This is a genomic window from Xenorhabdus sp. KK7.4 (assembly GCF_963876465.1).
In the GTDB taxonomy this organism is placed as follows: Bacteria; Pseudomonadota; Gammaproteobacteria; order Enterobacterales; family Enterobacteriaceae; genus Xenorhabdus; species Xenorhabdus stockiae.
Map to the genome: position 1 here is coordinate 23824 of NZ_CAWNQF010000100.1, position 25194 is coordinate 49017.

Annotated in this window: 24 protein-coding genes; 14 read left to right on the top strand and 10 right to left on the bottom strand. The window is 45.0% G+C overall.

Going from position 1 to position 25194, the window contains the following annotated elements; all coding sequences use genetic code 11:
* Positions 1–9: 9 nt before the first annotated feature.
* Entirely contained in the window at positions 10–1206 is a 1197-nt protein-coding gene (gene metB / locus AACS90_RS17360) for a cystathionine gamma-synthase (protein ID WP_099120856.1), read from the bottom strand.
* A 290-nt stretch (positions 1207–1496) separates the two neighbouring features.
* On the opposite strand from metB, the gene metJ reads away from it, so the two are divergent.
* Positions 1497–1814, top strand: a complete 318-nt coding sequence (gene metJ, locus AACS90_RS17365) for a met regulon transcriptional regulator MetJ (protein ID WP_099111253.1) — start codon at positions 1497–1499, stop codon at positions 1812–1814.
* Between the two features lie 137 nt (positions 1815–1951).
* On the opposite strand, the gene rpmE is transcribed toward metJ, so the two are convergent.
* Positions 1952–2164, bottom strand: coding sequence for a 50S ribosomal protein L31 (rpmE, locus tag AACS90_RS17370; RefSeq protein WP_099111252.1), 213 nt, complete (start codon positions 2162–2164; stop codon positions 1952–1954).
* Positions 2165–2371: 207 nt separating this feature from the next.
* Between rpmE and priA the strand changes: the two genes are divergently transcribed.
* The 7 genes from priA to rraA all read left to right on the top strand — a co-directional run bounded on the left by priA (position 2372) and on the right by rraA (position 10455).
* Positions 2372–4570: a primosomal protein N' gene (gene priA, locus AACS90_RS17375; RefSeq protein ID WP_099120858.1), complete on the top strand. Its 2199-nt coding sequence runs from the start codon at positions 2372–2374 to the stop codon at positions 4568–4570.
* A 290-nt stretch (positions 4571–4860) separates the two neighbouring features.
* On the top strand, positions 4861–5886 hold the full coding sequence (cytR, locus tag AACS90_RS17380; protein ID WP_099120859.1) for a DNA-binding transcriptional regulator CytR: 1026 nt from the start codon (positions 4861–4863) through the stop codon (positions 5884–5886).
* A gap of 73 nt (positions 5887–5959) precedes the next feature.
* Positions 5960–6787, top strand: coding sequence for a cell division protein FtsN (gene ftsN, locus AACS90_RS17385; protein ID WP_099120861.1), 828 nt, complete (start codon positions 5960–5962; stop codon positions 6785–6787).
* Between the two features lie 142 nt (positions 6788–6929).
* Positions 6930–7460: an ATP-dependent protease subunit HslV gene (gene hslV, locus AACS90_RS17390; protein ID WP_099120862.1), complete on the top strand. Its 531-nt coding sequence runs from the start codon at positions 6930–6932 to the stop codon at positions 7458–7460.
* Between the two features lie 11 nt (positions 7461–7471).
* Positions 7472–8803, top strand: a complete 1332-nt coding sequence (hslU, locus tag AACS90_RS17395; RefSeq protein WP_099120864.1) for an HslU--HslV peptidase ATPase subunit — start codon at positions 7472–7474, stop codon at positions 8801–8803.
* 110 nt (positions 8804–8913) lie between these two features.
* Complete coding sequence (locus AACS90_RS17400; RefSeq protein WP_099120865.1) at positions 8914–9834, top strand: 1,4-dihydroxy-2-naphthoate polyprenyltransferase; 921 nt, start codon at positions 8914–8916, stop codon at positions 9832–9834.
* Positions 9835–9942: 108 nt separating this feature from the next.
* Positions 9943–10455 (top strand): ribonuclease E activity regulator RraA, encoded by a 513-nt coding sequence (rraA, locus tag AACS90_RS17405; protein WP_099120866.1) that lies wholly within the window; start codon positions 9943–9945, stop codon positions 10453–10455.
* Between the two features lie 114 nt (positions 10456–10569).
* On the opposite strand, the gene zapB is transcribed toward rraA, so the two are convergent.
* Positions 10570–10812, bottom strand: coding sequence for a cell division protein ZapB (gene zapB / locus AACS90_RS17410; RefSeq protein WP_099120868.1), 243 nt, complete (start codon positions 10810–10812; stop codon positions 10570–10572).
* Between the two features lie 393 nt (positions 10813–11205).
* Here zapB and AACS90_RS17415 point away from each other — a divergent pair, with 393 nt between their 5' ends.
* Together AACS90_RS17415 and glpK are read left to right on the top strand one after the other, a co-directional pair.
* Positions 11206–12003: an MIP/aquaporin family protein gene (locus tag AACS90_RS17415; RefSeq protein WP_099120870.1), complete on the top strand. Its 798-nt coding sequence runs from the start codon at positions 11206–11208 to the stop codon at positions 12001–12003.
* Positions 12004–12073: 70 nt separating this feature from the next.
* Positions 12074–13597, top strand: coding sequence for a glycerol kinase GlpK (gene glpK, locus AACS90_RS17420; protein WP_099120871.1), 1524 nt, complete (start codon positions 12074–12076; stop codon positions 13595–13597).
* Between the two features lie 86 nt (positions 13598–13683).
* On the opposite strand, the gene emrD is transcribed toward glpK, so the two are convergent.
* Complete coding sequence (emrD, locus tag AACS90_RS17425; protein ID WP_099120873.1) at positions 13684–14868, bottom strand: multidrug efflux MFS transporter EmrD; 1185 nt, start codon at positions 14866–14868, stop codon at positions 13684–13686.
* A 421-nt stretch (positions 14869–15289) separates the two neighbouring features.
* Between emrD and fpr the strand changes: the two genes are divergently transcribed.
* Complete coding sequence (gene fpr, locus AACS90_RS17430; protein WP_099120875.1) at positions 15290–16036, top strand: ferredoxin--NADP(+) reductase; 747 nt, start codon at positions 15290–15292, stop codon at positions 16034–16036.
* A gap of 159 nt (positions 16037–16195) precedes the next feature.
* Here the strand turns inward: fpr and AACS90_RS17435 are convergent, their stop codons facing one another.
* Positions 16196–16642, bottom strand: coding sequence for a DUF805 domain-containing protein (locus tag AACS90_RS17435; protein ID WP_099111239.1), 447 nt, complete (start codon positions 16640–16642; stop codon positions 16196–16198).
* Positions 16643–16719: 77 nt separating this feature from the next.
* Here AACS90_RS17435 and AACS90_RS17440 point away from each other — a divergent pair, with 77 nt between their 5' ends.
* Positions 16720–17340, top strand: a complete 621-nt coding sequence (locus AACS90_RS17440) for a DUF1454 family protein (protein WP_099120877.1) — start codon at positions 16720–16722, stop codon at positions 17338–17340.
* Positions 17341–17478: 138 nt separating this feature from the next.
* Positions 17479–18246, top strand: coding sequence for a triose-phosphate isomerase (gene tpiA, locus AACS90_RS17445; RefSeq protein WP_099120878.1), 768 nt, complete (start codon positions 17479–17481; stop codon positions 18244–18246).
* Between the two features lie 63 nt (positions 18247–18309).
* Here the strand turns inward: tpiA and AACS90_RS17450 are convergent, their stop codons facing one another.
* The 5 genes from AACS90_RS17450 to AACS90_RS17470 all read right to left on the bottom strand — a co-directional run bounded on the left by AACS90_RS17450 (position 18310) and on the right by AACS90_RS17470 (position 23261).
* Positions 18310–19302 (bottom strand): sulfate ABC transporter substrate-binding protein, encoded by a 993-nt coding sequence (locus AACS90_RS17450; RefSeq protein WP_099120879.1) that lies wholly within the window; start codon positions 19300–19302, stop codon positions 18310–18312.
* A gap of 250 nt (positions 19303–19552) precedes the next feature.
* On the bottom strand, positions 19553–20530 hold the full coding sequence (gene pfkA, locus AACS90_RS17455) for a 6-phosphofructokinase (RefSeq protein ID WP_099111235.1): 978 nt from the start codon (positions 20528–20530) through the stop codon (positions 19553–19555).
* A gap of 212 nt (positions 20531–20742) precedes the next feature.
* Positions 20743–21642 carry a CDF family cation-efflux transporter FieF gene (gene fieF / locus AACS90_RS17460; protein ID WP_099120881.1) on the bottom strand — a complete coding sequence of 300 codons (900 nt, stop codon included), beginning with the start codon at positions 21640–21642 and terminating at the stop codon, positions 20743–20745.
* A gap of 36 nt (positions 21643–21678) precedes the next feature.
* A complete protein-coding gene (locus AACS90_RS17465; RefSeq protein WP_099120883.1) occupies positions 21679–22623 on the bottom strand; it encodes a phosphatidate cytidylyltransferase in 945 nt (314 codons plus the stop codon).
* The gene (locus AACS90_RS17470) at positions 22620–23261 is read right to left on the bottom strand and encodes a lysophospholipid acyltransferase family protein (protein ID WP_099120885.1); all 642 of its coding nucleotides are present in this window, start codon (positions 23259–23261) and stop codon (positions 22620–22622) included. Before AACS90_RS17470 ends, AACS90_RS17465 begins: the two co-directional genes overlap by 4 nt.
* Before the next feature lie 392 nt (positions 23262–23653).
* Between AACS90_RS17470 and rfaL the strand changes: the two genes are divergently transcribed.
* A complete protein-coding gene (gene rfaL, locus AACS90_RS17475) occupies positions 23654–24880 on the top strand; it encodes an O-antigen ligase RfaL (RefSeq protein WP_193757143.1) in 1227 nt (408 codons plus the stop codon).
* Positions 24881–25194: the final 314 nt, after the last annotated feature.

Sequence of the window (25194 nt, forward strand, 5' to 3'; positions counted from 1 at the left end):
AATGAATGCTTACCTCGTTGCCGCTGCCTGAAATGCACTATCCAGATCAGCAATTAAATCCTGACTATCTTCTATTCCCACCGAGATACGAAGAAGTGAATCCGTAATTCCCGCCTGTTTCCTTGCTTCTGCCGACATACCAGCATGTGTCATCGTTGCGGTATGAGAAATCAATGATTCCACACCACCCAGCGATTCGGCCAGCGTAAATAATTTTAACGCAGATAAAAAGCCACGCATTGTTTGTTCATCACCAGCAAGCTCAAAACTCAGCATCGCACCAAATCCGGCCTGCTGCCGGAGGGCTATTTCATGACCCGGATGATCTTTCAGCCCCGGATAATAGAGTTTTTTCACCTGTGGCTGTTGTTGCAGATATTCCGCAATGGCAGCCGCATTATTTTGCTGTAGAAGTACCCGGGCTGATAATGTACGAATTCCCCGCAGCAGCAAATAACTGTCGAAAGCCCCGCCTGTTACGCCGATATTATTCGCCCACCATGCCAAATCCTCGGCAATGGCGGGATCTTTAGCAATCACGGCACCAGCAATCACATCAGAGTGCCCATTCAGATATTTTGTACAGGAATGAACAACCAAATCTGCGCCCAAATCCAGTGGCTTCTGTAAAACGGGACTCAGAAATGTGTTATCGACTACAGTTAATGCACCGGCTTCACGAGCCAGTTCACAGATGTACCGGATATCTACGATCCGCAGCAACGGATTACTGGGTGTTTCAATCAATACCAGTTTGGGCTTTTGGGCAAGAGCCTGCTTCAGTGCTGCATCATCCGACTGATCCACAAAAATAACATTGTAGGCTCCACGGCGGCTTAAACTGTCAAACAGGCGATAACTCCCGCCATAGCAATCATGGGGAGCCACCAGCAGATCTCCGGGCTGTAAGAATACCGTGCATAACAAGTGAATCGCTGACATCCCGCTGCTGGTCATCACTGCCCCTGCACCGCCTTCCAGTTCAGCCAGAACCTGCTGGACAACATCACGCCCCGGGTTACCGCGCCGGGAATAGTCATGCGCTCTGGGTTCATTAAATCCCGTGAAATTATACGTACTGGAAAGATAGACGGGAGGCACAACACAGCCATATTGTTCGTCAACATTGATACCACTTTGAACTGCAGCCGTTGCTTGTTTACAACCTGCTATTTGTTTACACCCCACTACTTGTTTAAACCCCATAGCTCTACCCATTATTGTATTTTAGGAGTGACAGAAGAATAACCTCCAGAAATATAGACGTCAATACATCTAGACATCCAAAAAGATTTGAGCTTTAATAATACAATCCGTCTATTACCCCCTGTTTTGATGTCAGATTAGGGCATATTTTCTGAAATCCTTAACCGTAGCGATATAGTCGATAGGGGAAATATGCTAAAATGCGGAATTATCGACACGAACATAGTTCAGAAATAATTTCTTTTATTTCTGATTTCAATTGCTTGATTTAAAACTATTTAAGGTATCTCATGGCTGAGTGGAATGGTGAGTATGTCAGCCCTTATGCTGAACATGGCAAAAAAAGTGAACAAGTCAAAAAGATTACGGTTTCAATTCCATTAAAGGTATTGAAGATACTGACTGATGAACGTACCCGCCGTCAGGTAAATAATCTGCGTCATGCAACAAATAGCGAATTACTGTGTGAAGCATTTCTCCATGCATTCACCGGACAGCCTCTGCCTGACGACGACGATTTACGCAAAGAGCGTCATGATGAAATTCCTGAAGCAGCCAAAGAGATAATGCGTGAGTGTGGGATTGATCCCGATACTTGGGAATATTGATATCTCTTTTATCTCAAGTCGTTGTTTATATGCTGTACTGCGACTTGAAATCAATCAGATGCAGGCAGTTAAAATTGCATTCGTTTAAAGCAAAAACGCCCGGCATATACACCGGGCGTTTTTGTTGGCAGTAAGAATTACTTCTTAGCACCTGGAACGCTGAAACGTTTGTTAAAGCGATCAACACGACCACCAGTCGCAACGTCACGCTGCTTACCAGTGTAGAACGGGTGGCATGCACCACAAACGTCCAAGTTCACATCGTGACCGGTAGATTTGATTTTGATAACGTTACCGCAAGAACAGGATGCAGTAATTTCTTCGTATTTAGGATGAATACCTTGTCTCATGGGGAAAACCTCTGTTAAGGCCGTGTCGCTATCCGGCCTTATTGCCGCCAGACACCACACGTCGTGTTGATTAAAATAAGTTTGGTAATTTTTATACCAAAGGCGGCGGATCATACAGAATATCGTTTTATCGCGCAATGAAATCTGCTGAGTTGCTATGATACTCTTTGTTTATATGTTTGCCATTAATCATCCGGAAATCACTTTATGACAGTTGTTCAGGTTGCGTTACCTGTCCCTTTGGCCCGTTCTTTTGATTACCTGTTACCCGAAGGATTGCCCGTTCCTGCCTCCGGAATACGGGTGCGAGTGCCTTTTGGCAAACGCAGTGCAATTGGTGTTGTCACCGGGATCACCGACAACAGTGAATTCGCTCCTGAACAACTGAAATCAATTACTGAACTTCTTGATGAAACTACCCTTTTCCCTGACGATCTCTGGCAATTACTCCAATGGTCCGCCCGCTATTATCACTACCCGCTCGGGGAAGTTCTTTTTCATGCTATGCCTGTTTTGCTGCGGCAGGGCAAACCAGCAGAATTTTCCCCGCTCTGGCAATGGCAAATAACAGAAACCGGCCAACAAGTGCCACCAGAACAACTTAAACGCTCAGCTAAACAACAACAGGCATTAGCCAAACTTCGCCAGCAATCCGTTTATCGCCATCAGGTTTCTGAATTAGAAATCAGCGAAAGTGCACTACAGGCACTGAAAAAAAAGGGGTTCATTGATTTGCATCCGGTACAACCGGAAGCGGAGAACTGGCGGGAACATTTTCAGGTTATCGGCGAACGGCTGAAACTCAACACCGAACAGGCCACCGCAGTTGGTGCGATTCGCGCAGAAGATAAAATTTTCGCTCCCTGGTTACTTGCTGGTATCACGGGTTCAGGTAAAACCGAAGTTTATCTGAGTGTACTGGAAAATATTCTGGAACAGGGAAAACAGGCGCTGATTCTGGTTCCTGAAATTGGTTTAACACCCCAGACTATTCGCCGATTCAGAGAACGTTTCAATGCACCTGTCGATGTTCTGCATTCGGCTTTAAATGATAGTGAAAGGTTATCCGTATGGTTAAGAGCCAGACGGGGAGAAAATGCGATTGTTATCGGCACCCGCTCCGCACTGTTTACGCCTTTTGCCCACTTAGGTGTCATCATTATTGATGAAGAACATGACAGCTCCTATAAACAACAGGAAGGCTGGCGTTATCACGCCCGTGATCTGGCGGTATTCCGGGCCAAAAAAGAGAGCATTCCCATTATCCTGGGAACCGCCACACCTGCACTGGAAACACTGCACAATGTACAGCAGGGTAAATATCGGCAACTCACTTTGACAAAACGGGCAGGTCACGCCAAACCAGCCACTCAACACCTGCTTGATATGAAAGGGTTACCGCTGACCGTCGGTCTATCTCAGCCACTGATTAACCGCATTAAAGAACATTTAAACGCCGATAATCAGGTTATTCTGTTCCTGAACCGGCGTGGTTATTCGCCTGCCCTGCTCTGCCATGAATGTGGCTGGATAGCAGAATGTCAGCGTTGTGATCACTATTACACCCTTCATCAGAATCATCGCCATCTGCGCTGTCATCACTGTGACAGCCAACGGCCTATCCCACGCCAATGCCCACAATGTGGGACAACAAATCTCATCCCGGTAGGGCTGGGAACGGAGCAACTTGAGGACGGTATCAGCCAACTATTTCCCGATATTCCGGTTACCCGTATCGATAGAGATACCACCAGCCGCAAAGGGGCTTTAGAGCAACAACTGGCTGACGTTCATCAGGGAGGAGCCCGCATTCTAATCGGAACCCAGATGCTGGCAAAAGGCCACCATTTCCCTGATGTCACACTCGTCGCTTTACTGGATGTGGATGGTGCCCTGTTTTCTGCCGATTTTCGTGCCGCTGAGCGCTTTGCTCAACTATATACTCAGGTTTCCGGCCGGGCAGGACGCGCTGGCAAACAGGGAGAGGTCGTCCTTCAGACCCATCATCCCGACCATCCGCTTTTGCAGGTATTGCTGGAAAAAGGCTATGACGCATTTGCCCGGCAAGCAATAGAAGAGCGCCAGCAGGTTCTTCTGCCCCCTTTTGTCAGCCATATCATGCTGCGATCAGAAGATCACGATAATCAGCAGTCTCCTGCTTTTTTACAGCAAATGCGCCAACTACTTGAACAACATCCCCTGTATAATGACCAGCTATGGATTATGGGCCCTGTTCCCGCTTTACAGGCCAAACGCAGTGGTCGTTATCGCTGGCAATTACTGGTGCAGCATCCTTCGCGTATTTATCTCCAGAAAATGATGACTGAGGTCTATCCGGGCATTACAGCATTGCCTCTGGCACGTAAGGTAAAATGGAATATTGATGTCGATCCGACTGAAGGCTAATAAAAATTCAAAACTAAGCAGAACCCCATGAAAAACAGTGAAACTTATTTCCTTAATTTGCGAAGCAGCTCTAAGAAATGATGCGTATCACATTTTTTATGCAAACAAAGTAACGGCTTGAACTGTTAATCTGTTTAAAATGGATTTATTAATATGCCTGTAGAAAACGAATCCGCCAGCGTTTCCCCACAGAAATGGCTGGCGTTTTTTTACTTTCGTTTTTTGACGTTAATTTTTTTAACTTTGCGGATAGCAATCGTTTCACTGCCTGTAGAAAGCGAGGAGTGGCTATGGAAAAAAAGAATTGTGCATTGGCGACAATGAAAGATGTAGCCAAAGTAGCGGGGGTTTCTACCGCAACTGTATCAAGAACGCTAATGAATCCTGATAAAGTTTCTGCGCACACCCGCCAAAAAGTAGAAAATGCAGTACTGGAAGTGGGTTACTATCCCCATAATCTCGCGAAAAATTTAAGGCGGAATGAATCCAGAGCAATTCTGGTCATTGTTCCTAATATCTGCGATCCTTTCTTCAATGAAATTATCCGTGGCATTGAAGAAGCCGCAGCACAACATGGTTATCTGGTTCTGATTGGTGACTGTAAACACCAGCAACAGCAGGAACATGCTTTTATTAACCTGCTTATCACCAAGCGTATTGATGGCATGATACTGCTCGGCTCAAACATTCCATTCGATGTTTCCAAAGAAGAACAGAAAAATATGCCCCCTATGGTGATGGCCAACGAATTTGCGCCTGAGCTGGAACTTCCAACCGTCCACATTGATAACCTGACCTCTGCTTTCAATGCCACGCACCACCTGCAAGCACTAGGCCATAAGCGCATCGCCTGTATCACCGGCCCAGAATCAATGCCCCTGTGCCAATACCGGCTTCAGGGTTACATTCAGGCATTACGCCGTGCCAGTCTGCCTATCCGGGATGAATACATTATCAGAGGCGATTTTACTCACGAAAGTGGCGCTGAATTAGCGGAAAAGCTGCTCACTCTAGCAAATCCACCCAGTGCTATTTTCTGCCATAGCGATGTCATGGCAATCGGGGCAATGTGGCAAGCTAAAAAAATGGGGTTAAAATTACCAGAAGATCTTTCCATTATTGGTTTTGATAATATCAGCACAGCGCAATATAGCGATCCCCCACTGACAACCGTGGCACAGCCATGTTATGAAATTGGGCATAACTCAATGCTTTTGCTGCTGGAACAGCTTCAGGGCCGTATGGTTTCGAAAGGTTCACGATTACTGGATGCTGAACTTCTTATTCGAGGAAGTACTTGTTCGCCTAAAAGCTAGGCAAAGAAAGGCATGTTCAGTAACATTAGGTATCTATTCCTTAATTTTTTTATAACTCAGCGAATTAAATACAGTGGCACAACGAGATTATGTGGGTCGCGGGCATTCTAATCCCCGCAAGAAAGGTTCTGGTAAGAAAAAAAATCAGGCTAAAGGGCTGCCTAAAACACTATTAGTCATTGCTGTAGCTCTGGTCGTCACATTTATTGGCGGGCTTTATTTCATCGTACACACTAAACACGAAAGTGAAAAAAATATACCGCCAGTTGCTCACCAGCCTAAAGGCCATAGTCTGCCACCAAAACCAGAAGAACGCTGGAGTTATATTAAGGAGCTGGAAAACCGGCCTGTGGGCCTGCCATCAATTCAGGATCCATCGCTAACAACCGGCCAGCCAAACAACCGGCCAGCGGAACTGACCCCAGAGCAGCGCCAGTTACTTGAACAGATGCAGGCCGACATGCGCCAGACGCCTGTCCAATTGGCTGAAGTCCCCTATAACAGCGAGCCAGTGCCTCGCTCACGTGTGATTATCAATCCACCGTCACAACAGCCGCCTTCAGAATACGCGCCACAGCAAAATAAGCCGTCAGTGCCACTACAGTCGCCTCAGGCTCAGGTTCCTCAATCACAAGCATCCAATGAAACCAATAAGCCCAAGACAGAGACGAATGGTTCCCGAATAATGTTACAATGCGGTTCGTTCCGTACGATGGAACAGGCGGAATCTGTCCGTGCCAACCTTGCGCTGGCAGGTATTGAGAGTAAGATCACAACCAAGGACAGTTGGAATCGGGTGGTATTAGGGCCGTATAAAAACAGAGAAAGTGCAGAAAAAATGCACAGACGTGTGACTAATACAGGTATTCCCAGCTGTATTCTCCGCCCTGCCGGGGGTTGAAAAACCAAAAAGTTCCCCCCATCTTGATTTCTAATAACGTGCACACGCTGCTTTTGATAAACAATTGTGGCTTACAGCCAAGGTGTTGGTAAGCAAAAGTGTCGTGTGTACCATCTTCTATTTTGTAACCAGGGGCTAACTCGTGACTACAATCGTAAGTGTTCGCCGTAATGGCCAGGTCGTCATCGGTGGTGATGGACAAGCAACAATGGGCCATACCGTTATGAAAGGCAATGTCCGTAAGGTACGCCGCCTTTATAATGACAAGGTTATCGCGGGTTTTGCCGGCGGTACTGCTGATGCCTTCACCCTGTTCGAACTGTTTGAACGCAAACTGGAAATGCATCAGGGCCACCTGACCAAAGCTGCTGTTGAACTTGCAAAAGATTGGCGGACAGACAGAATGCTCCGTAAGCTGGAAGCCCTGCTTGCTGTTGCAGATGAAAATGCATCTCTGATTATTACAGGTAATGGTGACGTGATTCAGCCAGAAAATGATCTCATCGCTATTGGCTCCGGTGGCTCATATGCACAGGCAGCTGCGCGCGCGATGCTGGAAACCACTGAACTCAGTGCCCGGGAAATCGCAGAACGCGCCCTGACTATCGCTGGCGATATCTGTATCTACACCAACCAAAATCATAACTTCGAAGAACTGCCTTCAAAAGCGTAAGGATAGATAGCATGTCTGAAATGACTCCTCGCGAAATTGTCAGCGAACTTGACAACCACATCATCGGTCAGGATAAAGCAAAGCGTGCTGTTGCCATCGCTCTGCGTAACCGCTGGCGTCGTATGCAGTTGGATGAATCACTGCGTTATGAAGTGACCCCGAAAAATATTCTGATGATTGGCCCAACTGGTGTAGGTAAAACCGAAATCGCCCGTCGTCTGGCTAAACTGGCCAATGCGCCTTTTATCAAAGTTGAAGCAACAAAATTCACTGAAGTGGGTTATGTCGGTAAGGAAGTTGATTCCATCATCCGCGATCTGACTGATGCGGCAGTAAAAATGGTGCGCTTGCAATCCATTGAGAAAAACCGCTATCGCGCTGAAGAACTGGCAGAAGAACGTATTCTGGATGTTCTTTTACCTCCAGCGAAAAACAACTGGGGACAAGCTGAAGAGCAACCAGAACAATCTTCTACCCGTCAAGCATTCCGCAAGAAACTGCGTGAAGGCCAGCTGGATGAGAAAGAGATAGAAATCGAAGTGGCAGCTGCTCCGGTTGGTGTTGAGATCATGGCTCCTCCGGGCATGGAAGAAATGACCAACCAGTTGCAGTCTATGTTCCAGAACCTGTCTGGTCAGCGTCAAAAAAGCCGTAAGATGAAGATCAAAGACGCATTCAAGCTGCTGGTGGAAGAAGAAGCTGCGAAGCTGGTGAACCCTGAAGAACTGAAACAGCAGGCAATTGATGCCGTTGAACAGCACGGTATCGTCTTTATTGATGAAATCGATAAAATTTGTAAACGCGGTCAAACCTCCGGCCCGGATGTTTCCCGTGAAGGTGTCCAGCGTGACCTGCTGCCACTGGTTGAAGGCTGTACTGTTTCCACCAAACATGGCATGGTAAAAACTGACCATATTCTGTTCATCGCTTCCGGCGCATTTCAGGTTTCCAGCCCTTCCGATTTGATCCCGGAACTACAGGGTCGTCTGCCTATTCGCGTAGAACTGGAAGCATTGACTACCGAAGATTTTGAACGCATCCTGACTGAACCAAATGCTTCACTGACAGAACAGTACAAGGCATTAATGGCAACGGAAGGCATGCACATTGAATTTACCGCTGATGGTATTCGCAAAATCGCAGAAGCAGCATGGCAGGTTAATGAAACAACCGAAAATATTGGTGCCCGCCGTCTGCATACTGTTCTTGAGCGCATGATGGAAGATATCTCTTTCGACGCCAGCGAATCTCAGGGTCAGTCAGTTGAAATCAACGCTGACTACGTCAAATCACACTTAGACGAACTGGTCGCTGATGAAGATCTGAGTCGATTCATCCTGTAATTGATCTGGATCCTGCTTAGTAACAGTAAAAATGGAATGGGAGGCTTGCCTCCCATTTCTCTATTCTGCTTAAATCAAAATTTATCACATATGACATATTTGATGACAATATGAACTCAACAACGACAAGCAGTCAAATGCAGGCATGGCTGGAAAGTTTGCGTCCGAAAACCCTCCCGCTGGCGATAGCGGCAATTATGACAGGTTCAGCCCTTGCTTCATGGACCGGTCATTTTAGCTGGCCTGTGGCCTTACTAGCCTTCCTGACAGCTTCCCTACTGCAAATTCTGTCTAACCTTGCTAATGATTATGGCGACGTCGCCAAAGGCAGTGATACCGAAAAGCGTATCGGCCCAATGCGGGGTATGCAGAAGGGGCTGATTACAGCCCAACAAATGAAAACCGCGTTAAAAATTACCGTGCTGCTCTCCTGTTTGTCAGGCATTGCGCTTATCGCCGCAGCCTGTCATAGCCTTGGCGATATTATCGGTTTTCTGGGATTAGGTTTACTGGCAATTATTGCAGCCATTACTTATACCGTTGGTACCAAACCTTATGGCTATATGGGGCTGGGTGATCTTTCTGTCCTGATTTTCTTTGGCTGGCTCAGTGTTCTTGGCACGTATTATTTACAGGCCCATACTTTTTCTTTAAGTACCGTTCTGCCAGCAACTGCCTGCGGTTTACTCTCCGTAGCTGTACTGAATATCAATAACCTGCGGGATATCGAGACAGATAGCCAAAATGGCAAAAATACACTGGCAGTCAGGCTCGGTGGCAAAAAAGCACGCTATTATCATGCTGCTCTGCTTACGGGGGCTATGTCCTGCTTTATCGCCTTTACACTTCTGTACCTGAACAACAACGGGTATAGCTGGTTATTTCTGCTGGCTTTCCCCATGCTATTGAAGCATGTACTACAGGTACTGCGCGATCCAACAGCCGAAGGTATGCGTCCTCAATTAGTACAGATGGTCAAAGTGGCACTCCTGACCAATATCCTGTTTTCGATTGGGCTGATACTTAATTAAGCGAGTACATATCAATTTTATCCTCACGTTTTAAGATTGATGATTTTGCCAACGTTAGTCTTAAAAGGATATACTGTCCGTTCCTTGCATAAACCAGACGTAAATCCCATGAAATATGATACTTCCGAACTTTGTGATACCTATCAAGAAGATGTGAATGTGGTAGAGCCATTATTTTCTAACTTTGGTGGGCGTACTTCATTTGGTGGTCAAATCATCACGGTGAAATGTTTTGAAGACAACGGACTGCTCTATGACTTGCTGGAAGAGCCGGGACGCGGGCGCATTTTACTGGTTGATGGTGGTGGATCGGTACGCAAGGCTCTGCTCGATGCCGAGCTGGCCCAGCTTGCTGTCAATAACGAATGGGAAGGTATTGTCATTTATGGCGCTGTGCGTCAGGTAGATTACCTTGCTGAATTTGATATTGGTATTCAGGCGATGGCAGCAATCCCTGCTGGCTCCAGCAGTGAAGGCATCGGGGACAGCGATATCAGAGTGAATTTTGGCGGAGTGACTTTCTTTTCCGGTGATTATCTTTATGCAGACAACACTGGAATGATTTTGTCAGAAGTTCCGCTGGAAATAGATGGGGATGAAGATAGTGATGAAGTGTCATAACTCATAGCCCAACTATCATTCCTGATCATTGATAAAAAAGGGCGCAGTAATTATCGCCCTTTTTTTGCAAAATAATTTCTGCAAAACTCTCTTTCGGTAAAGCCAGCGGATACTTTATTGCACGTCTTCCATTTTACCCAACAAGGTACGTAAGCGTTCTTGCCATGCTGATTGTTCTTGTTTGAGCTGCTCATTTTCACGTACCAGTGAATCACGGTTGTCTGTCGCATTCTGGACATCCTGAGATAACACTGCGTTCTGTTCTTTTAATTCTTCAATTTCCATTTGCAGCAAAGTAATGGTATCAATTGCCTGCTGAACTTTAGATTCCAGCTTTTCAAAAACTTCAAATGACATTCTCGAGCCCCTCTTATAAGCAATGCCTTGATTGTATTTAGCCTGTTAACGCCTGTCTAGTTTCATACTTCTAATGTGTGGCATATACCCTTCATCTTACGAGCTACCTTCTCGTTCACTATACGAACGAAGAAACCCGAAATCTACCGGGTATGACGAGAAATATAGTGACTAATCCTAAATGAAGATAAGATCACATTTTAACGATGAATAAAACCCCAATTAAATGCGAATTCGCTCATTTTGTTGACGCAACACGCAGATTTCAATTTCGCTATTTCTCGTTTCCGCTCATTAACGATAAATTCACACTACCTTTCTCTGCGTAATCAGAACACAGCAAGAAAGGACTAATAATTAATCTCCTCTCTGTACTTTTTATAGGATATAGAAATGGGCCAGACCACCACTCCAACATTATCAGGTCAATGTATTTCAGAGTTTCTGGGTACAGCATTGCTTGTTTTCTTCGGCTTAGGCTGTGTTGCTGCTGCACGTCTTGCAGGTGCACAACTTGGACTGTGGGAAATTAGCATTATCTGGGGCTTTGGTGTTGCCCTGGCTGTTTACCTTACTGCCGGCATTTCTGGTGCACACCTTAATCCCGCAGTAACTATCGCTCTATGCCTATTTGCCAGTTTTGACAGAAAAAAAGTACTTCCTTACATCATTGCCCAAATGCTAGGCGGTTTTGTCGCCGCAGCTCTTGTCTATATGATGTATTACAACCTTTTCCTTGATTATGAGCAAGTTCACAACATTGCTCGTGGGTCGCAAGAAAGTCTTTTCACGGCTGGCGTCTTTTCCACTTACCCTGCAACACAAATATCCGTATTCCATGCATTTATTGTTGAAGTTATCATCGCGGCTGTTTTGCTTTGCCTGATCCTGGCTCTGACAGACGACGGCAACGGTATTCCACGTGGCCCTTTGGCACCACTGACTATCGGCATTCTGATTGCCGTTATCGGTGGTTCTTTTGGTCCTCTGACCGGATTTGCACTGAATCCCGCTCGTGATTTTGGACCTAAATTAGTTGCTTATTTTGCCGGATGGGGAAATATTGCTCTGACCGGAGGTCGGGACATCCCTTATTTCCTTGTTCCATTGGTAGCCCCCATCGTTGGTGCCATTCTGGGTGCATTTGGTTACCGCAAATTAATTTCCCGCCATTTACCACGTGAAAATTAGTTTTGCCTATATTTAGAAATGATAACAGATTAAAAAATAAAAAATTATTAAATAAGACCAGGTTATAGTTATGACAACAGAAAATATCACTGATAAAAAATATATCGTTGCACTGGATCAGGGAACAACCAGTTCAAGGGCGGTGATTCTTGATCACGATGCCAATATTGTCAGTATTTCACAACGTGAATTTCCTCAAATATACCCTAAACCAGGCTGGGTAGAACATGATCCGATGGAAATCTGGGCCAGCCAAAGCTCAACGCTGGTTGAAGTATTGGCAAAAGCCGATATTCGCTCAGACCAAATTGCCAGTATCGGGATCACGAATCAACGGGAAACAACGATTGTCTGGGAAAAAGAGACAGGTAAACCCGTTTACAATGCCATTGTATGGCAGTGTCGCCGAACAGCCGATATCTGTACCCGCCTGAAGAAAAAAGAAGGCCTGGAAGAGTATATCCGTCATAACACTGGTCTGGTTATCGACCCTTACTTTTCCGGAACAAAAATAAAATGGATTCTGGATAATGTTGAGGGTGTCCGCCAACGTGCTGAAAATGGGGAGCTACTGTTTGGTACTGTTGATACTTGGTTAGTCTGGAAAATGACACAAGGTCGCGTACATGTTACCGACTATACCAATGCTTCCCGCACGATGTTGTTTAACATCCATGACCTCGACTGGGATCAGAAGATCCTTGATGAACTGGATATTCCTCGCGTGATGCTGCCAAAAGTTGCGGCCTCCTCTGCAATTTATGGTCAGACTAATATAGGAGGTAAAGGCGGTACTCGTATTCCTATCGCAGGTATCGCAGGCGATCAGCAAGCCGCACTGTACGGCCAGCTATGTGTCCATCCGGGCATGGCAAAAAATACTTATGGCACTGGATGCTTCCTGCTGATGAATACCGGCACCGATGCAGTACGCTCCAGCCACGGTTTGCTAACCACTATAGCCTGTGGCCCACGAGGAGAAGTGAATTACGCTCTGGAAGGTGCCGTGTTTGTGGGAGGAGCATCAATCCAGTGGCTGCGTGATGAACTGAAACTGATCGCTGACGCAGCAGACTCCGAATACTTCGCCACAAAAGTACAAGACAGCAATGGCGTTTATGTTGTTCCGGCCTTTACCGGGCTTGGCGCACCTTATTGGGATCCGTATGCCCGTGGTGCCATTTTTGGGCTGACCCGCGGAGCAAACAGCAACCACATTATTCGGGCGACTCTCGAATCAATCGCTTACCAGACCCGCGATGTACTGGATGCAATGCAGGCTGATTCCGGCGCACGTTTACAGGCGCTGCGCGTAGATGGTGGAGCGGTCGCGAATAATTTCCTGATGCAGTTCCAGTCTGACATCCTCGGCACCCGTGTAGAGCGTCCTGAAGTTCGTGAAAGTACTGCATTAGGTGCGGCATTCCTTGCTGGTCTGGCTGTCGGCTTCTGGAAAGATCTTGATGAAGTGAAAAGTAAAGCGACCATCGAAAAAGAATTCCGCCCAGGCATAGAAACCACAGAGCGTAACCACAAATACAATGGCTGGAAAAAAGCCGTTGCCCGTGCTCAGGAATGGGAAGACCGCGCTTAAAAAGCGTATACATGCGAAAGCTCTGACGCTAATCTGTCAGAGCTTTTTAATATCCGGTGAATTCAATACACAGCGCAATAAGTATCTCAGACAGTACGTTCCTGCTGCTGGATCCTCTGAGAGATTGGCAGCCAACACAATAAAATAAGTAACGCCATACAGAACATCAGCATACCCACGCTGAATTGGCTATTTTGTGGCAGCATCGCCGATAACCATGTAGCCACGCCAGAACCTACATTCTGTAATCCGCCCACCAGCGCACCCGCGGCACCCGCCAGATAAGGGAAGGGTTCCATCGCACCTGTCGTCGCCAGCGGAAATAACATACCCGCTCCAAAAAAGAACAGCGCAGCCGGAAGCAATAACGTCCAGACATTCATAATGCCGAACCAACCGGGCAGCCACATCAGCGTCCCCGCCAGCAGACAGCACATAACAGCATTCCACACCAGCTGATAAAACGTTTTGTTTTCACGCCCTGCATACCATGCCCCCAGAAATGCGGCAGGAATAGGCAGAATAAACAAAATACTGACAGTTAAACTATCCAGCCCTAAAACAGCTCCGAGCAAAACTCCACAGCTAGCTTCAAACACAGCCACTCCCGCCAGACCGCCAATCAGCATAATCAGATAAGAAACAAAAATGCCATTGGATAGCAGCTGATGGAAAGAAACCAGCATTGTATTCTGCGTTGTCTGCTCCGGGCGGGTTTCCGGGAAATGCCGGAATAAAAATAGAATCACGCCTGAACCCAGCAACAATAAAAACCAATAGCAGGCACGCCAGCCAAAATAATGGCCCACGACACCACCAATCATCGGCGCTAATAACGGGCTGACCAGTATCGCCATATTCAACAAACTATTAGCACAACGCAGTGATGCCCCGGTGTATAAATCTCTTGGCACAGTACGTATCATTACGCCTGCGACTCCCGTTCCCAGCCCCTGAAATACACTGACTAGCACCAATGCCAATAAACTGGAAGAAAACAGTGCACATATCGTAGCAACCAGAAAAACTGACATTCCTGCTAAAATGACGGGGCGACGACCGACTTTATCCGACAGTGGCCCATAAAAGAGCTGTGAAAACCCATAAGCGAACAAATAGGCCGCCATAACCCGTTGAACTTCCCCCGCCGGCTTGCCGAAGCTATTCGCTATATCAGCAATCACCGGAACATAAATTGTCTGAGTCATCTGCCCAACAGCAGCTAACGCAATTAACATCAGCAATAAATTGAAATGTGCTATTTTTCTCATCGCATTTACATACAATTTTATTTAAGCAAAATATACCGCCTGATTAAGGTACATTCTCTATCAATCAGATGGGTATAACGGCAACAGCGAAGCCCTCAGGTTATTAATGAACAAACCTGACTACAGACTTCACTAGATTAAATTTTCCCGAGCAATGTATATTTTTTATCGGCAGTATACAATTTTACATGAGGAAAAAATTGCAGTCATATTACCCTGCAATGTCAATAAAAGTGTACATATCCATCTTAAAATACAACGAAAATACAGCTAATTAGACTGCAACACGTAATCGATAAGCCTATTTCCCTCAATCACGTAGAATCACCAGTTGATGAGTCACTCACTCCGTACAATTTCATTCTGTAAAATTTTATTTCGTATAATTTTCTTTCATAATAGTGCAGAGAGGCTAAATGCAATGGCAAACTGGGTTACAGGAAAAGTCACTGACGTCACCAATTGGACAGATTCACTATTCAGTATCAAGCTACATGCACCAATAGAAAAATTTACTGCTGGCCAATTTGCAAAACTTGCTCTCGAAATTGAAGAAGAACGCATCCAGCGGGCCTATTCTTATATCAACGCTCCCAATGACAATAGTCTTGAGTTTTATTTAGTCACTGTACCGAATGGAAAACTCAGCCCTCAGCTTGCCACTTTGCAGGTCGGTGATGAAGTTCTGGTAACAGAACAGGCAGCCGGTTTTTTTGTTCTTGATGAAATCCCTGATTGCCAAAACCTCTGGATGCTCTCAACCGGAACGGGTATAGGGCCTTATCTTTCCATTCTCCAGCTGGGAAGTGATTTGGAGCGGTTTGAAAATATTATCTTAGTTCATGCGGTCAGGCTGGAGCAGGATTTAAGTTATTTACCTCTCATGCGGCAACTGGAAAAAATGTTTCAGGGGAAATTGCGGATCCAGACCATCGTTAGCCGGGAACAGTGCCAGAATTCGCTAATGGGGAGAATTCCGGCACTGATTGAAAATGGTGAACTGGAATCAGCTATCGGCTTATCAATGCAGGCAGAAAACAGCCACGTGATGTTATGCGGAAATCCTCAGATGGTCAGAGATACCCAACAATTGCTTAAAGAACAACGTGGCATGACAAAGCACCTGCGCCGTAGGCCGGGGTATGTGACCAGTGAGCAATACTGGTAGTATACACTTCGTCTTTCAAGTTGCCTCTTTGTTGGCTGCGCTCGCTCACCCCAGTCACATAGTAATCTATGCTCCAGGGGATGAACTCTCTTGCCGCCGCGATGCATCTTGAAATCCATTGTGTATATTCATAAATCAACTCATTGGATATATGACCATTTAATGTTTTTGTGCAGAATTGCCGGCAGAGATGTACTCAACCATTTCTGCCGATTCACCAAAACGGTTTGCACCTTCCGTACCCCGGAATACTCCACAGTCCAGTATGATCATGACAAAAATCAGTGTCGGGATAAAACGGCCAATTCCCCACTGCCATATGGGTGCTAGCATATTCCAGTCGAGAGAGAGCAAAAACCAGGCCAATATCAGCAATAACGCCCACCCTCCGCGTTTATTGCGATCATGCAGGCGCTTCGAAAAAATCGCCGCTGTCGGATACAATATCAGTGCCGTGCATACTGCCGCAAAATTCATGGGGAGAACGTTCATTCCATGCAGAGTGAGGAGAATAAAAATCAGAGCAAAACAGATACCAATTCCGATCCAGAACTCCCGTCGCCCGATGCGACCTTTGAATGAAAATCCCCATTGTTGTAATGTCATGTATTCTTTCCCAATTGTGGATACTGTTTTTCTGCCATTGACACTTTTTCCGCGACTTACATTCGGCGAGTAACAACATGAAAACAGGCATAAATAAACTTCTGCTGACAATATTAATCGCTTTTGGTATCGGTTTACCATTCTCAAGCACTGCAGGTGAGCCTTCTGTCACACCAGATCTGCGCCCGCAGTTAATGTATCTCCTGCCTGATTCCCCGACTTTTGAAGACAATATCCCGGCCTTCCGGGAAAAATACAATAAAAGTCATCCTGATATTCTGCTGCATGAATATAAAGTTATTACGAGTACAGATATCTCTCTGCCTTTTATCCGTGCTGCCAGCAAGATCAACGAAAAAATCTACTCTTCCGCCGTACTGGAAAGAGGCAGTGAAAAAATTAAGAGTCTGCAAATTACATTACTGCCATCCCAACTCGCACAGGAAAAAGAACAAAATCTGCTCCTGACGAAAAAGTATATCGCCGCCATAACCCGCCAGTTTGAGCCCACACTTTCTCTGGAACAGGCTCAGACACAAACAGAGAAACTTTTTAAGATGGCGGAAACACAACCTTTTTACAGTCTAAAAATCGGGGCGATACGCTATATCATCGTAAACAGCAGCGAAAATATAATGACCTTCGCTATTGAACCGATTAAGCTATCACTATCTGACGTACCAGCAAATGAAAATTAGTGACATAGCGCAGAGCTATTCGAGCCGATGATCTTTATACTGTCGGCCTTTCACTGATAGAGAATGGCGTATCACTATTCACAAGAGCACATTCATTTAGTTCGCAATTTGATTATTTTTCTGGTTGGAGGGAAAAACATGCGACATCCATTAGTTATGGGTAACTGGAAACTCAATGGCAGTACCCACATGGTTAACGACCTGATTGCAGGCCTGCGTAAAGAACTGAGCAACGTTGACGGCTGTGGCGTCGCTATTGCACCACCAACTGTTTATGTCACTCTGGCAAATAATGCACTGGCTGGTAGCCGTATCGCACTGGGCGCTCAAGATGTAGGCGTTAATCTTTCCGGTGCATATACAGGCGAAACATCCGCAGAAATGCTGAAAGATGTGGGCGCAAAATATATCATTATCGGTCACTCCGAACGCCGTACTTACCACAAAGAAAGCGATGAGTTCATTGCGAAAAAATTCGCTATTCTGAAAGAACAGGGGCTTATTCCGGTTCTGTGCATTGGCGAAACTGAACAAGAAAATGAAGCAGGCCAGACAGAAGCCGTCTGTGCGCGCCAGATTGATGCCGTTCTGAACACACTGGGAGCAGAAGCGTTTAAAAACACCGTTATTGCTTACGAACCTGTCTGGGCTATCGGCACCGGAAAATCTGCTACTCCTGCACAAGCACAGGCTGTTCATAAATTCATTCGTGATCACATTGCTAAACAGGATGCAGCTATTGCTGAGCAAGTCATTATCCAATACGGTGGCTCTGTTAACGCCAGCAACGCAGCAGAATTGTTTACTCAGCCAGATATCGATGGTGCTCTGGTTGGCGGAGCATCACTGAAAGCAGATGCATTTGCCGTTATCGTGAAAGCAGCAGCTGAAGCGAAAAAAGCCTAAGAGCTTACAAAGATAATCGCCACCGCAGAACGCCGTGGCGATTATCCTTTTCTTACTTGTCAGTTAACGGCGAATAATCTCATCAAATACCCCACCTGTGGCAAAGTGTTCTTTCTGCGCTTTTTCCCAGCCACCAAATACGCCATCAACTGTGAATAACTTCAGCTCAGGAAAAACGGCACGGTATTTTTCGATAATCGTTTTATCACGAGGACGATAATAGTTTTTTGCAGCAATTTCCTGTCCGACCGGTGAATACAGATATTTCAGGTATTCTGTTGCCAGCTCACGCGTGCCTCGCTTATCGACAACTTTATCGACTACCGCTACAGTTGGCTCTGCCAGAATAGACATACCCGGAGTGACAATTTCAAATTGTCCTTTCCCCTGCTCTCCGTTATCTAAAGTATGAATTGCCAGTAATGCTTCATTTTCCCATGCAATCAACACATCCCCAATTCCACGCTCAACAAACGTATTTGTTGCGCCACGGGCACCTGAGTCTAAGACTTCAACATTTTTATACAATGCCTTCACGAAAGCTTTTGCCTTAGACTGGTCCTGATTATTATGAGCCAGCGCGTATCCCCATGCAGCCAGATAATTCCAGCGTGCACCACCAGATGTTTTAGGATTTGGAGTTACAATCGAAACATCAGGCCGGATCAAATCTGACCATTCTTTGATATGTTTAGGGTTTCCCTTTCTTACCAGAAAAACAATCGTTGATGTGTAAGGCGCTGAATTATCGGGTAAGCGGTGAAGCCAATTTTTGGCAATCCGGCCACGCTCTGCAATCGCATCCACATCATAAGCCAGAGCCAGTGTTACCACATCGGCCTGAAGACCATTGATAACTGAAGTTGCCTGTTTGCCTGAACCACCGTGTGATTGCCGGATTGTGACCCGATCTCCGGTTTTCTGCTGCCAATATTGGCTGAATGCCTGATTATATTGCTGATATAACTCACGCGTCGGATCATAAGAAACATTCAGGAGCTGTAAATCTTTCGCCCAAGCATTTCCTCCGGTCAGAATAACCAGCAACAGCACCATCAATGGGGAATACCGGCTTATTCTCCATTTCATCCTCTTCCATTTCATAGGCGTAATCATTGGAAATGCTCTCCTCAATATTGGATATGATTTTCATCGTAAAATTGACAGAAAGCGTTATGCCGCAGAAATAATTTTAAATTTCCACTTATTCATTATGGGAATATGGAATATGAAAAGGAGAGAGATAAAAAGAAAAACAGCCATATAAATATCATATGACTGTATCGGAAAAGCGCTCTTATGAAGGTTAGTAAAGTTTCTTCGCTGTATCTAACCAATCTTTCTTGAAAATACGCTGCATATTCTGCACCGCATCAATAATGTCATGATGAACAAGTTTTTCGTTCTGGATACCAACACAACGGCCACCGCATCCTTCCAGCAACAGCTGAACAGAATAAGCCCCCATACGTGATGCCAGAATACGATCATAAGCCACTGGCGCACCACCACGCTGAATATGACCTAATACCGTTGCCCGCGTTTCGTGACGTGTTTCCGCTTCAATATATTTTGCCAGCTCATCAACATCGCAGACATGCTCCGTAATCGCAACAATGGCATGACGCTTACCTTTCTGGATACCAGCTTGAATTTCAGCCAACAATTCTTCGCGATCAAACGGAATTTCACGTTCAGGCAGCACGATAAACTCACATCCACCTGCAATTGCCGCAGACAACGTCAAGTCACCGCAGTAACGTCCCATCACTTCAACAATAGAAATACGCTTGTGGGAGGTTGAGGTATCGCGCAGACGGTCAATAGCTTCAACAACCGTATCCAACGCTGTAAAATAACCGATAGTGTAATCTGTTCCCGCAACATCATTATCTATCGTACCGGGCAGGCCAATGCAGGGGAAACCCGCCTCAGTCAGTTTTTTCGCTCCCAGATAAGAACCATCACCACCAATCACCACCAGCGCATCAATTTCATTCTTACGCATGTTTTCGATAGCAATTTCACGCACTTTATCATCCCTGAACTCAGGAAAACGTGCGGAACCTAAAAACGTGCCGCCACGGTTAATCATGTCGGAAACACTGTAGCGATCGAGCTTTTTCATCCTGTTTTCATACAGCCCCAGATAGCCATCATAAATACCATAAACCTCTAACCCTTCGGTTAAAGCGGCACGAACAACTCCACGAATAGCGGCGTTCATACCCGGTGCATCTCCACCGCTCGTTAAGACTCCGATTCTTTTAATCTTGTTGATCATGATGACCTCTGACTTATAGATGTAATATTTGCCTAATCTGCTGACTGCCCTTCCAAAAGGGAAGGTTCACGACGATTATTTCACTCAACTTTTGATTGCCAATTCATTAGCTGAATTGATTCAATCGCGCCCATGATACGGAAAAACATTCAGTCTGCATCAATCTTTTGTCTACTTTTTGACATTATTTTGATTATGAATAAATTCTTCTATCAATCCCAATTGTTTTTACGTTCATCAGGAACAACAGAGTTAGGATCCTGATGGATAATAATATCGGCACCGGGAAACCTATCACGCAATTTATTTTCAATTCCTTCGGCTAAAGCATGAGCCTGTACCAACGGTAAATTATCATCTATCTCAAGATGAAACTGAATAAACCTCGTCGGACCCGATTGACGGGTGCGCAGATCATGCCCGCCGGAAACACCGGGGTAATTTCTGATAATTTCTATAATCTCCTGCCGTTCCTCATCTGGCAAGGCACGATCCAGTAAAGACTGAATCGCATCGTATCCCATTCTTAACGCGCTATAGAGAATATACACACCAATTCCCAACGCGAATAAAGCATCTGCTCGTCGGAACCCGTAGACACTCAAAACCAATGCCACCAAAATCGCGCCATTCATTAATAAATCAGATTTGTAATGCAACATATCGGCACGAATAGCCTGACTTTGAGTTTTATTAATCACCCATTTCTGAAAAATAACCAGACAGCTTGTTGAAACAATAGCAATGATGATTACCCAAACACCCACCGCGGCATGTTCTAAAGGCTGGGGAGAAAACAAATGCTGAAAACCTGTCAAAAACAGAAAAATCGCTGAGCCGGAAACAAACATACTTTGGGCAAGAGCAGCCAGTGACTCGGCCTTACCATGCCCAAACGTATGTTCTTCATCCGCGGGCTGAAGGGAATAACGTACGACAAAAAAATTAGTCAGAGAAGCAGCCAGATCGACCAGAGAATCTACCAGTGCCGCCAATAAACTCACCGAGCCGGTAAACCACCAGGCAAAAATCTTCACAACTAACAATATACTGGCCAGTATTGTCGCCACCAGTGCAGCAGTACTGACCCATCGGCCATAATTAATACCCATATTCACAGCCCTCAAAGTTATTCAGGATGGTCTGTATCAGGTATAAAAATAGCGCGTTAAATGGAAAAATATAGGGGCAGAAAAGCAAAGAGAATCGATTCTGTCCAACATACCGCCGTGGCCTTCAATAATCTCACCAAAATCTTTCACGCCGCTGTCACGTTTGATCGCTGACATACACAGTCCACCGATGAACCCCATCAATGTAATAGCCAGTGACATCCCTCCGGCTACCCACGGAGAAAATGGCGTTATCCAATACAGCGACATTCCCAGCAATACCGACGCTAAGATACCGCCGATAAACCCTTCAACCGTTTTATTCGGGCTTAATTTCGGTACAATCGGTCGCTTGCCGAATAATTTCCCGAACACATACTGCAAAACATCAGACATTTGCGCCACAATCATCAAAAACAGCAATAGCTTGATATTCTGCCCCTGATATTCCGCGATATCTAACATCAACAAAGCCGGTGCATGGCTAATGGCAAACACCGTTACCAGCATTCCCCACTGTATTTTTGCGGTACGTTCCAGAAAGTGAGTTGTATCACCGACCAAAGCAATACGGGCCGGTAAAAACAGAAAAACATAAACGGGGATAAACACCGAAAACAGCCCGTACCACTGCATTCCAACCAACACATACTGAACCGGCAGAAAACCGAAGAAACACCAGAACAGTGCCTCATGGTCACTGCGACGAGTCGGGGTGAGAGTGATAAATTCACGCAGAGCAAAAAAAGACATAACAGAAAACAACACAACGGACCCGATTGGCCCGATAACTACGGCCAGCACACAAACAATACACATCATCCACCAGCCACGAATACGGGCATTCAGATTATCGATGGTTGCGTTCCGTTTTTCCCCTGAATAACAGAGTGACAGAATACCGCCAATCACACTGGCAATAATCAGCACCCCAAAAATTCCGCTAAACAACAACATCAAATCATGATCTATCCCTGTCATAACACCAGCTCCTCCAATGCAGTCTGGGCACGTTGTAAAAAGACTTCCTTACTTTCATCATCCGCCAATTTGTCCAGAGGCTGACCAAATGTCGCCGAACAAATAACGGGGATTAATATCCTTTTTCCTTTTGGTAAAGCACGATTTAAATTTTCCAGATAAACAGGGATAAGTTCAGCATCAGGATATTTTCGGGCCAGATGATACAGACCGCTCTTGAACGGATTGATTTGCTCACCATTCCCACGAGTTCCTTCCGGAAAGATAATCAAAGACTCCCCTTGCGCCAGAACACTTTCCAACGGTGCCAGAATTTCTTTTCTGTTACTGTTTTCCCCCTGACGCTCGATCAAGACAGCACAAAATACCTTATGAATAAGATATCGGCGCAGTTTGGTTTTATCCCAATAATCACGAGCTGCAACCGGATGTACTAAATGGCGCAATACCGATGGAAGGCCTGACCAAATGACTAATCCATCCAGGTGACTGGAATGATTCGCATAATAAATCCGGCTCTTGGTCGATGGCTGGCAACCAACCCATCGCACACGTACCCCCGTCAGGACACGACACAGGCCCGATAACATCGCCCCCATGCTTCTCGACAGCAAACTGATTTTATGAATTTTTCCCATATAGGGTATCCCTATCCCTTTTTATATAGAGTAACAGTGATAAGATTTTTTAATTGAACAGACTGGGAAGGTAAGATAATCAAGATTGGCTAAGATAACAACAGGCCTATATACACAATGGATTTCAAGATGCATCGCGGCGGCAAGAGAGTGAATCCCCAAGAGCATAGATAACTATGTGACTGGGGTGAGCGAGCGCGGCCAACAAAGAGGCAACTTGAAAAACGAAGTGTATAGCTTATAACAAGAACTGAAATACCCCCTAATTTACGGCTTATGAGACCTGCCTGACGGAATTTACATGATCGCCCTGTTATTTATTCGTGCCTCAAACCCTAAAATAATAGAGAATATCCGCTAAAATCCGTGTTTGTTCAGGTATGGTTATGTTTATGTTTAAAGAAACAATCAGAAATCATTTATCTTGGAGTACGTTTTTCGTAGGAGGGTACATTTCACTCGTCTACGTTACAGGCGTTACTCGTTATAAAAACTTATTCTTTGCTTTGATAGCACTAGCAGCACTCTACTGGATCATAAAAAACCCTAAAGGATGCCTCGCTGCACTGAAAAATAACCTTGTGTTGGCTTTGGGAATATTCACACTAACCACTATTTATTCTGTCATTATCTCTCCCGACCCAAAACTCAGCTTCCATGAGATAAAAACACCTTTTTTTAGGGATGTAGTACTTTCTGCCATACTGATTACTTTAGCGCTAAGTCAGACGGATAAACTGAAAATCCAGAAAATGATCATCGGCTCATTTCTGCTTGGATTACTCTTTATCACGATGAAAGAGATGTACCTATTTTATCAGGACTATCAGAACGGCATTATGCCTTTCACTAACTACAATCACCGTAATATAGCCCATGGAATTGTATTCTTCTTCCCCGCATTAGTCGCTCTTTGGCATTTTCAAAAACCGAAGAATTATATCCGTCTCGTACTGACAGTTTTGTTGATTCTATCTGTATCTTTTGTACTACTGGGAACACTGGCAAGGGGAGCTTGGCTAGCTGTTTTCGTTATGTTTTTCATGATGATATTGATGAATAAAAACTGGAAAACATTGTTTGTAAGTATCGTAGTTATTTGTGCGGCTTTATTTGCTATTAAATCTGATTACCTTAGCAAAAACTCAAAGTTAGCCTTTAAATTACAACAAACAGATAGTAGTAATCGATATAGCAATGGCACACAAGGTTCAGCATTCAACTTGATTCTGGAACGCCCGATCATAGGATATGGTGCTGGCAGCACAATCTACGATCAAGTTTATAACAACAATGTCAAAAATTATCCCAATTGGATAATCAAAAATTCGATGGGACCACATAATATATTCCTAACCATATGGTTTTCTTCCGGGATATTAGGGTTGAGCACTTTTCTGTCTCTGATATTTATTTATCTGAAACAGTCAGTTAAACAGTGGAGACATGATAACAGCTATTATAAACAAGCCGCATTAATTTTATTCATATCTTTCATTGGATATTTTATCGTGAGAGGAAACTTTGAAACCGTTCAACTTAATATCTTAGGTATTTATCTCGGTTTACTGGTGGCGCTGTGTCAACACAAATTAAATAAAGCAGACATAAAAATTTAATCGTCAAAAGCAACTGTAGATATCAAAAGTATCCACTTAGAAAATTTCGGATCATCTACAGTTGCTTCAAAATTATCACTTTGATTTTAAATAGAATTAATGTTGAAGGGCAGATAAAAAAAAGCCCCGAAACGGGGCTGAAAGACAGGGATGGTGTCTATGGCAAGGAAAATCGTTATTGATGCTGTTCTATGGATAGTTATAACAACACCGATGTAAATACTGGGTATTTCATGCCTGATAGCATCTATGAAGCTGTTTTTCTTTCTCAGGCGTCAGAATCTGATTGCGAATACGCGCAAACTTCTGCACCG